The sequence below is a fragment of the Actinophytocola sp. genome, assembly GCF_036555685.1.
Taxonomy (GTDB): domain Bacteria; phylum Actinomycetota; class Actinomycetes; order Mycobacteriales; family Pseudonocardiaceae; genus Actinophytocola.
On record NZ_DATBKY010000208.1, the window covers coordinates 1 to 9,431 of the forward strand.

At 70.6% G+C, this 9,431-nt stretch carries 9 protein-coding genes; 4 read left to right on the forward strand and 5 right to left on the reverse strand.

All coding sequences use genetic code 11. The features are described 5' to 3' along the window. From VH969_RS19650 to VH969_RS19660, 3 genes are all read right to left on the reverse strand, one after another. A partial coding sequence (locus VH969_RS19650; RefSeq protein WP_331976269.1) for an NfeD family protein occupies positions 1-295 on the reverse strand: 295 nt, incomplete at its 3' end. A gap of 460 nt (positions 296-755) precedes the next feature. Next, positions 756-1,577 (reverse strand): class I SAM-dependent methyltransferase, encoded by an 822-nt coding sequence (locus VH969_RS19655; RefSeq protein ID WP_331976271.1) that lies wholly within the window; start codon positions 1,575-1,577, stop codon positions 756-758. A 95-nt stretch (positions 1,578-1,672) separates the two neighbouring features. Next, positions 1,673-2,722 carry a DUF7847 domain-containing protein gene (locus VH969_RS19660; protein ID WP_331976273.1) on the reverse strand — a complete coding sequence of 350 codons (1,050 nt, stop codon included), beginning with the start codon at positions 2,720-2,722 and terminating at the stop codon, positions 1,673-1,675. A 258-nt stretch (positions 2,723-2,980) separates the two neighbouring features. On the opposite strand from VH969_RS19660, the gene VH969_RS19665 reads away from it, so the two are divergent. Beyond that, positions 2,981-3,439 (forward strand): GNAT family N-acetyltransferase, encoded by a 459-nt coding sequence (locus VH969_RS19665; protein ID WP_331976275.1) that lies wholly within the window; start codon positions 2,981-2,983, stop codon positions 3,437-3,439. 64 nt (positions 3,440-3,503) lie between these two features. Further along, positions 3,504-4,559, forward strand: a complete 1,056-nt coding sequence (gene lepB / locus VH969_RS19670; protein ID WP_331976277.1) for a signal peptidase I — start codon at positions 3,504-3,506, stop codon at positions 4,557-4,559. Positions 4,560-4,565: 6 nt separating this feature from the next. Here lepB and VH969_RS19675 read toward each other — a convergent pair whose 3' ends face one another. Together VH969_RS19675 and VH969_RS19680 are read right to left on the reverse strand one after the other, a co-directional pair. Then, the gene (locus tag VH969_RS19675) at positions 4,566-4,766 is read right to left on the reverse strand and encodes a hypothetical protein (RefSeq protein ID WP_331976279.1); all 201 of its coding nucleotides are present in this window, start codon (positions 4,764-4,766) and stop codon (positions 4,566-4,568) included. A 175-nt stretch (positions 4,767-4,941) separates the two neighbouring features. After that, entirely contained in the window at positions 4,942-5,535 is a 594-nt protein-coding gene (locus tag VH969_RS19680) for a TetR/AcrR family transcriptional regulator (RefSeq protein ID WP_331976281.1), read from the reverse strand. A gap of 86 nt (positions 5,536-5,621) precedes the next feature. On the opposite strand from VH969_RS19680, the gene VH969_RS19685 reads away from it, so the two are divergent. Beyond that, on the forward strand, positions 5,622-6,872 hold the full coding sequence (locus VH969_RS19685; RefSeq protein ID WP_331976283.1) for a glycosyltransferase: 1,251 nt from the start codon (positions 5,622-5,624) through the stop codon (positions 6,870-6,872). 356 nt (positions 6,873-7,228) lie between these two features. After that, positions 7,229-9,431, forward strand: a 2,203-nt coding sequence (locus VH969_RS19690; protein WP_331976284.1) for an ATP-binding protein, incomplete at its 3' end; no start/stop codon positions are given.

A 9,431-nucleotide genomic window follows, 5' to 3' on the forward strand; every position in this document is an offset into this window, starting at 1 on the left:
GGTCGGTGACCTCGCGCAGCACGTAGGCCCGCCGGCCGACCAGCGCCTCGATGCCGAACCGCTCCAGCTGCGGTTGCCGCATGTGCCGCAACGCGACCGGGCGCACCAGCACGAGCCCGGCCGTGGCGGCGACCGCGAACGTCACGAGCTGGACGGGAAGTGGCGTGCCGATCGCGGCGAGGAGAGCGGGAACGAGTGCGGCACCACCCAGCACGCCGAGCGCCGCCGTCGTGGTGAATGCCTCGGCGACACCGAGCACCACGGCGATCACCAGCCAGATCACCCACAGTTCCATGCGGCGCCCTCCGAGCCGGGCGTTCGATCGAACGGCGCCGGCCCACCATCCACGCTACGCGTTTCGGCTACACCGCCCGGCCGGCGTGGCCCCCGGCGATACGCGCGCGTCCCGGTTCCGGCGCCGACCACCATGGCGCGGCACGTAGGTGCTCGGCGGCGGTCTCGACCGGCGCCGACTGGCTCTTCCTCCGGAAACTGCCTGCGTAAGGGGCACGCGGCGGGTGAGCGAAGCCCAGGGGTGTCAGGCCGAGGGCATACACAGATGCTCGACGCGCCGCGTGCCAGGGGACAGGGTACGCACCCCGCCCGGTCGACGCCGAGCACCCGTGTCGGGCGATGACGGTCGGTGAGATCGTGTCGACAAGTCGACCTCTTGTCGGCGTGCCACGACCGGTCGCGCCGCGGGTGAAACGCGCCTTACGTCCGAACCCGCGACCAGACTCGGGCGCGGTCGGGAGCTAGAAGCGGTAGTGCAAGATGATCGTTCCCTTCCGCGACCAGCTGGTGCTCAGGGACTGCAGCTTGTAGTAAAGGCGGAGGAGCGGCGGGAACTCGGCGATCTCGGGTTCCCGGCTCAGCAGGATCTCCTTGACCAGCTTGAGCTTCGGGTTCCAGCGTTCGAACTCTCGCGGGTCGTCGATGCCCGGGAACTTGATCAGGTCGGCGACCGACTTGGAACCGGGGGCGTGCCGGGCCGCCCACACGGCGAACTTGGTGTAGCTGTTGAAGACCAGCTCGCCGCTCGGGAAGTGGCTGACGATCCGGTCCAGCAGCGAGGCCAGCTCCTCCTGGGTGAGGAACCCCATCAGCCCGTCGGCCACGATCAGGGCCGGGCGGTCGGCGGGGATCGCCTCCAGCCAGTCCTTCTCGGTGACGTCCGCGCCGATCACCCGAGCGTTGGGGTGAGCCGGTACCAGGCTCTCACGCACGGTGGCGACCGCGGGGAAGTCGACGTCGTACCAGTCGACGCCGGGCGGCGGGCCGAGCCGGACCATCCGGGTGTCCAGCCCGGCGCCCAGGTCGAGACCGATCGCGACCGGGTTGCGGGCCAGGAATCCGGCGGAGACCTCGTCCAGCTTCTTGGCGCGCAGGGCGACGTTGTTGATGAAGTTGGTGTCGACGTGGAACCTGCGGTAGTCGTAGTCGAGCGTGCGGACGATCTGGTCGGCCACGGTGTCGCCGAGGATGGGGTGGGAACGGCGGTTGTCGAGTGCCCGGCAGCACAGCGTCAGCCACAGGCTGTCCTCGAGCGGCGTGAACGCCGGAAGGGTGATGGCCATCGGTGCAGTCCCTCCTGAATCGTGGACGTCCACCGACCTTCGATGGGGCGGAGACCGGCGGCCTCATCCCCATTGGATGAAATCGGACACCTGGCTCAGTTCACCGCCGGCGGCACGGGACCGGCTGACGCGGCCAGGTCGGGGCCGAGATTCTCGCGGCGAATCCGCTGGTCGGTGTAGAGCAGCACGGTGATCGCGGCGACGAACGGTTCGGTGACCGTGCTCGCGATGACGGCGCCGATCGTCGACACCACGAGGTAGCTCGCCGGCGGCATGGCCGGCTCGGTCGCGGTCATCGAGTAGCCACCGGCGGCCAGCTCGAAGGGCAGCGTGATGATCACCGACACGACGCCCGCGATGAGCGCGCCGAGCAACGTGATGCCGAGGATCCGCCACCACGACCCGCGAACGAGCTGCATCGACCGGCCGAACGCCGTCCACACGCCGACGTCCTCCAGCATGAGCGCGGGGGTGGCGAGCGAGAACAGCACGACCAGCCAGATGCCGATGACGACGAGCCCGATGCCGACGAGCACGGCGAGCGGCGGTACGACCAGCGCGAGCCCGAAGACCACCAGACCGGCGACGATCATCACCGCCGGGTAGACGAGGGTCAGCCCGAGCAGCGGCGACAGGCGCGGCCGTACCCGCGCCCAGACGTCACCGAAGCCCTGGGCCCGGCCGAGCACCGCGTTGCCCACCACCAGCGTCAGGAACCCCGCCAGGAAGACGCGGGCGACGAGCACGAGCAGTATCCCGATGGCGGCGACCGCCATGCTCTTGCCGAACAGGCTGAAGGCGTCACCGGCCGTCGTGTCCTGGTCGATCGTGACCACGGTCCGGTTGATCTCGTCGAGGAGCGGGAACGACGCCGCGAGAATGATCAGCTCGGTCACGACGAACACGACCGCCGTCACGCCGAGCATCAGCGCGGGGTAGCGGCGCATGGTGGAGATGGCCCCGGTGAGGATGTCGCCCACGCCGAGCGGCCGCAGCGGGATCACTCCGGGCCGGCTCATCGCGGGCTGCCAGTAGCCCTGTTCCGGGGGCATCGGCGGCAGGTACGACCCTGCCTGGTCGTAGGGAGTGGCTGGTTGCCGCTCGCCGTCCGGTCTTCGGTTCTCTGGGTCCGGGTTGTCCGTCATCGTGCCCCCACGGCGTCTCGTGGTCGGGTGCGACATCGTCCCAAGCCGGGAGCACGGAACGGGTCACCTTCCAGTGACGATGCCTCGCCCGAGCGGGCTCTGTGATCGCGTCCGATCCCGCCGCGGCAGGCGGAGCCGCGGCCGGTCGCTTCGATCGTCCACTTCGGATTCCTGTGCTGGGAGCTCCACGGGCGGTCGGATGCCTGCTCGGCCTCGTTCTGGCGCGCTCCGCGACGAACCTCGCCGTGGGCGCGGGCGATGCTACGGTTCGACTTGTGCTCTGGGCTCCACAAGCTCGTTCCGGAGCGACCGCATGAACGTCCAGCCTGCGCACACGAACACATCGGCGACGCGCCCGCTTCGGAGACCGAGGCCAGACGCAAGGCCGAACGATGGCTACGCGGGTCTGCCGAACCGGACGTGCGCTGGATCAACTACGTGGCGCGACGCGCCGGCCGGCTCGTCGGCCTCGCGCAGGCCACGGTGGCGCGCGGCACCTGCGAGATCGCCTACCTGGTCGATCCGGCGGCGCAGCACCAGGGGTTCGGCACGGAGATGATGCGCGCGTTCTGCGCCGAGCTGCGCGCGACGCTCGACCCCGCGGAGTTCACCGCGCACATCCTGCCGGGCCACGCGGCGTCGGAAGGCGTGGCCAAGGCGCTCGGCCTCGTCCCGACCGGCGACCGCGTCGACGGCGAGCGGGTCTGGCGCCGATGAAGCGGCGAGCCGGCGATTCGTCGACTTAACAGCGGTCAGCACGGCTCTCCCGTACCTTGGATTCGTGGCCAATCCCGTGCGCCCACCGTGGCCGGACAACGACCCGGAGCGCACAGACATGCTCCCGCGGTTCGGCGAGTACGCCGAGCCGTCGCGGTGGCGGCGGGGCGATCCGAACAACAGCAAGTACCTGCCGCCGCCCGAACCCATCAGTGCCGACGGCAGGCCACTCGGTCCCGACGACCCGCCCTATGGCGGCGAGCCGGTCGGTGCCGGCGCCGAGGTCCCGGAGGCCGCGCCGGCCACGCGCCGCCGCCGGAAGAAGCCGCTCTGGAAGGAGCTGCTGACCCTCGCCGCGGTCGCCCTGCTGCTCACGTTCCTCATCCAGCAGTTCCTCGGCCGCGTGTACTCGATCCCGTCCGGGTCGATGGAGAAGACGCTGCACGGCTGCCCGACCTGCGACAACGACGGCGTGCTCGTCGACAAGCTGAGCTACGCCCTGACCGATCCCGAGCCCGGCGACGTCGTGGTCTTCGAGGGCCCGGACTCGTGGACGGACTACGGTGACCAGCAGGCACCCTCGGGCAACTTCGTCACCAACTCGCTCCAGCAGGTGGGCGCCCTCGTCGGGCTGGCGCCGCCGGACGAGCGCGACTTCGTCAAGCGGGTGATCGCGGTCGGCGGGCAGACCGTCCAGTGCTGCGACCCGAAGGGACGGGTCCTCGTCAACGGTCGCGCGCTGGACGAGCCCTACATCTACTGGGACAAGGGCAAGCCCAACAACCGGCAGCACTTCGACCCGATCGTCGTGCCCAAGGGCACCCTCTGGGTCATGGGTGACAACCGCAACAACTCCCGGGACTCCCGCTTCCAGGGCGGTGGCGGCCTGCGCGGCGTCGTCCCCATCGCCAACGTGATCGGCAAGGCCCGCTCGATCGTCCTGCCGCCGGCGCGCTGGCAGGGCGTCGGCGACCACAACCCGCAAGGCGGTGGCGGCCCGGTTGCGCTGGGCGTGCCCGCGTGGCAGCAGGGGCTTCCGGCGGGTGTGGGCCTCATCGCCGCCTGGCCGATGCTCTGGTTCGGCCGGCGAACGGGACGGCTGTTGCGGCGCCGCACCTGATCGAGGTCACGGCCAGGCCAGCTTGCCGATCGCGCCGGGCACACCGTCCGGGGTGTGCGGGCCGGTCAGCAGCGGCTGCCGCACGCCCGCGGTGAGCCGGTGGCGAGTGCGGCCGTCGTCGGTGCCCCGGCCCTCGCAGCCGCTGTAGTGGACGGACGACCTCCTGGCTGCGGGTGTGGTCCCGCACGAGGAGCAGCTGCACCTCACCGCCGGGGGCGGGTGCGCAGCTGCCCGGGTCGTTCGGGCCTCGCCCCTCCGGGGCGGCCTGGAGACTCCGCTGACCTCCGCCACCGGACACCGCCCACTCGGTCACCCCGAGGACGGCAGGTCGGCGTACTCAGGTTGCTTCGAGGACCCATGCCGGCGTTGGGCCGCGACGCTGTCAGTCTCCGCGGTGCCCGACGAGGGCGGTGACGAGTTGTTCGATGTGGTCGCGTGTCGCCCGCTGGCCCATGCCGGCGTCGTGGCGCAGCTGCGCCCACGTCCGGACGTCGAGCGCGATGCCGAGCAGCGTGACGAGCCGCTCGCGCTCCTTTCCGGACGGTGGCAGCAGCGGGTCGAAGACCTTCGCCACCCACTTGCGGTGGTACTCGCGGCCACCGCGCATCACCTGGGCAAGCTCGTCGAAGCGTTCGGCGAGTGCCAGGCCGCGGATGGTGGACACGCCGGTGTGCTCGTAGTCGGCGCAGATGGTGGCGACGATCGAGCGGACGTCGCCGACCCTCGCGGTCGAGCGTTGCGCATCGATGGCCGGCGCCCACCGCTCGGCGATCCCGCGCAGGTAGAGCTCGCCCTTGCTGCCGAAGTGGTTCGCGATCGTCTGCTGTGACACGCCCGCCCTGCGGGCGACGTCACCGAGCGTGACCTCGTCGAAGTAGGCCTCGGCGAACAGGCCCTCGGCAGCGTCGAGGATCGCCTCGCGGGTCTGTTCCTTGGCGCGGTTGCGCAGTGACATCTCGTAGCGTCGGGTCCCCATCGGGCCATCTCCATTGATTTGTGCTTGACACAAATTAATATGACCTCATACTAGCAGAAGTTCGGCCCCGACCCGAGGAGATCCCGATGTCCCGCTTCCTGGCCTACACCGCACCCGCAGTCGGCCACGTCCTACCGGTCGTGCCCGGTCTGCTCGCACTGCAGGCGCGCGGTCACCACGTCCATGTCCGCACCCTGCCGAAGCTGGTACCGGCGCTGCGCGCGGCCGGCCTCGACGCGTCGCCGGTGAGCCCGGACGTGGTGGACATCGAGGTCGGCGACTACACCGCCCGCTCCGACAGCGACCGCCTCCGGCAGGGGCAGGGCGACCTGATGCGCCGCGGCCGGTACGAGATTCCCGACCTGGCCGACGCGATCGCCGCCGTGCGCCCGGATGCCCTGCTCGTCGACACGATCACCTACGGCGCGCAGACGCACGCCCAGGCCGCTGGGATTCCGTACGCGATCATGCAGCCGTCCGTGATCGCCGTGCCCGAGCGGGGAATCCCGCCGTACGGTCTCGGGCTGAGACCGAAGCCCGGCCCGGTGGGCCGGGTCCGCGACGCGGTGCTGTGGCGGGTCGTCGAGCGGTTGTTCGCGCGCACGATGCTCCCCGGCCTCAACGAGCTGCGCGCCTCCGCGGGGCTGCGGCCCTTCCGCTCGCCGCTTGAGATCCAGCAGAACGCCGACGCGGTGATCGCATTGACCGCGGAGCCGCTCGAGTACCCGCGCCGGGAGCTGCCGGCGAACACCCACCTCGTCGGCGTGCAGCCGTGGGAGCTGCCCGCCGAGCGTCCCGCATACCTCGACGAACCCGGAGATCCGTGGGTGCTCGTCACCTGCTCGACCGACTACCAGGGCGACGAGCGGCTCGCCGTCACCGCCGCGCGGGCACTGGCCGGCGAGCCGGTGCGGGTGCTGATCACCGCGACGAGCCCGGAGCCGCTGGACCTGCCGCGGGCCGACAACGTCCGCCTCGAGCGGTTCGTGCCGCACGGCCACGTGCTGCCGCAGTGCGCCGCGGTCGTGTGTCACGGCGGCATGGGTATCGTCGCCAAGGCCATGCTGCAGGGCGTGCCGATGGTCGTCGTCCCGTTCGGCCGCGACCAGCCGGAGATCGCGCGCCGCGTCACCGAGGCCGGCAGCGGCCGCACGCTCAAGCCGAAGCAGCTCACCCCGCAACGCCTGCGCGCCGCCGTCCGCACCGCGATGGCGTCGTCGGACCGGGCGGCTCAGGCGGCCGCACAACTGGCGGCGAACAGCGACCCGGCCAAGTTCGCCGACGCCGCCCTCACCCTGGTACGCAACGGCCACCACGCGCCGATCGCGACCGTCTGAAGTGGAACGTGGCGTCGGTCCGAACTGAGAGACCAGCGCGAGAAATCCACTCGGATGGGCGAGTCTGACGCCGGCCGGCCCGGTGGCAACGCGGAACGCATGTCCGTGGCATCACTGATGTCTCGTTCCGCGATCCGGACGAGGGTCTCCGTGTGCACGAGCACTCGAGGACGTTCGGGGAGGTGGCCGGGACCGGCGTCGGCGCGCGTGGGGAGGTCGGCGCGACGGACGAGAGCCGCGTGGGGGTGCGGCCCGTCGTCATAGGCCGGGCGAGGAGCGAACCCGGTTGCTCGAGCACGGCCTCGGCGGCGGCCGCGTCGCGCCGCCGAGGCCCGGGGGGCCGTTACGGTGTCTGCATGTCGGCCGAGACCATGCTTGTCGGGCGGGACGCCGAGCTCGCCCGGCTGGCCGCGTGGGTCGACGAGGCCGTCGCCGGTACCGGCCGCGCGGTGTTCGTCGAGGGTGAGCCCGGAGTCGGCAAGTCCTCGCTCGTACGGGCCGCGTACGAGCACGCGGAGCGGCGAGGTTGCCGGGTCTACTGGGCGGCGGCGGACGAGCTGGGCCAGGCGCTGCCGCTGCAACCACTGCTGGATGCGCTGGGAGCACGCGGGTCCACGGAGGAACCTCGGCTGGAGACGATCCTTCGGTTGCTCCAGGGCGAGGTCACCAGCGTGGTCGATCCGACCATGGCGGCCGCGGAGCAGATGCTCACCCTCCTGGCGGATGTCTGCAGCGCCGCGCCGACCGTCCTCGTCGTCGACGACCTGCAGTGGGCGGATCGGACCACGATCGGCATCTGGGAATGGCTCGCCCGCTCCGTCGACCGTTCCGCACTGCTGCTGGTCGGCATCGCCCGGCCGGTTCCGCAGCGCGACGAGCTGCCCGCCGTACGGCGCGTGGTCGGCGCGGAGGCCGTCATCCGCCTGGGCAACCTGCCGGACCAGGCGGTGGCGACCCTCGTCTCGTCGATCACGGCCGCCGAGCCGGGGGAGAAGCTGCTGGAACTCGTTCGGGAGGCCGCCGGAAACCCGCTCTACCTCAAGGAGTTGGTGGACGCGCTGGCCCGGTCGGACCGGCTGACGTTCACCGAGAACGGTCAGGTCGAGGTGGTCGACGGTCCGGTACCCCGCTCGCTGCTCGACGCGATCGCGCACCGGCTCGACTTCCTGTCGAGCGACGCCCGTACGGTGTTGCAGGCCGCCGCGTTGCTGGGGGCGGACTTTTTGGTGGCAGATCTCGTGATCGTGGTGGATCGCCGCATTCCGGCACTCGTGCCGGCGATCGACGAGGCGCTCGCATCGGGGGTGTTGCGCAATGCGGGTGAGCGGCTCGCGTTCCGGCACCCGCTGATCCGCACCGCGTTGTACGACGGCATCGCGGAGGCCGTACGACCCGCATGGCATCTCGACACGGCTCGCGCGCTCGCACGTGCCGGTGTTCCGCACCGTCGGGTAGCCAAGCAGTTATTGCACGCATTCAGCACGCCTCACGCCGGCCAGCTCGACGACACACTGCTGGACTGGCTGGCCGACGCAGCACAGACGCTGGTAGCCCAGGCCCCCCTGACGGCGATCGGCGTGCTGCGCCAGGCGTGCCGCCGGTCACCCACGACGACCAAGCGAGGAGCGGTCCTGGCCGGTCGGCTGGCCGACGCACTGTTCCGGGCGGGCGACCGCGCCGAAGCCGAGCGCATCGCATCTCGTGCGATGGAGCGCGTAATCGATCTCGACATCCTCGTCGACCTTCATTGGACGGTCTCCCAATGCCGTGCGATGGCCGGCCGGACGGGAGAGTCGATTGAATCGCTGAACCTCGCATTGGAGCGGCCGGACCTGAGCGCCCGCGAACGGGCGCGACTGCTCGTATTGGTCGCTCGCGCGCAGCGCGATCAAGGTGAAGTGACGGCTGCCGACGAGCTTGCTCAAGAATCCCTCGCCGTCGCCGAGCAGGTCAACGACAGCTGGGCGGTCGGCTGGTCCCTGCATGTACTGATCATCGCGGCGATGATGCGGGGGCATGTCCTCTCCGCGCTCCCACTGTTCAAACGTGCGCTCGACGTTGTCGACGGGGACGGAGCTCTCACCGATCTCGGATTGCTCCTGCAGATCAACCAAGCTGTCGCGTTCGGCTACCTGGACCGTTACAGCGAGGCCATTGCCGCGGCGGAACTCGTCCGCGAACGCGCCGACAACGCCGGCAGCCTCGTTCGGCTTGCGCAGGCGCAGAGTGCTCTTGGCGAGTTGTTGTTCAAGGTAGGGCGTTGGGACGACTCCCAGGCAGAGGTCGAGACGTTGCCGGACGAGTTCAAGGATCCCGGCGTGATCTGCTGTGACCGGGGAGTCGCCGCAGCGATCGCCTTTCATCGCGGCCATCCGGTAACGGCACGGCAGCATCTGGCGGCCGCCGCCGCCAGCGCGAAGAAGATCGGCAACCGTCTCGTCGCTTCGCTGACCGTCGCGCAGAGCCTCGAGCACGAGATCTCGGGCGAGGCCGACAAGGCGCTCGCAGTACTCCTGGCCGGCGTCACCAACAACACCGAGGAACAGGACGAGATGGAGG

Coding starts and splice junctions, on each gene's coding strand:
- VH969_RS19655 (WP_331976271.1), bottom strand. CDS start 1,577: ATGGCCATCACCCTTCCGGCGTTCACGCCGCTCGAGGACAGCCTGTGG.
- VH969_RS19660 (WP_331976273.1), bottom strand. CDS start 2,722: ATGACGGACAACCCGGACCCAGAGAACCGAAGACCGGACGGCGAGCGG.
- VH969_RS19665 (WP_331976275.1), top strand. CDS start 2,981: ATGCTACGGTTCGACTTGTGCTCTGGGCTCCACAAGCTCGTTCCGGAG.
- VH969_RS19680 (WP_331976281.1), bottom strand. CDS start 5,535: ATGGGGACCCGACGCTACGAGATGTCACTGCGCAACCGCGCCAAGGAA.
- VH969_RS19685 (WP_331976283.1), top strand. CDS start 5,622: ATGTCCCGCTTCCTGGCCTACACCGCACCCGCAGTCGGCCACGTCCTA.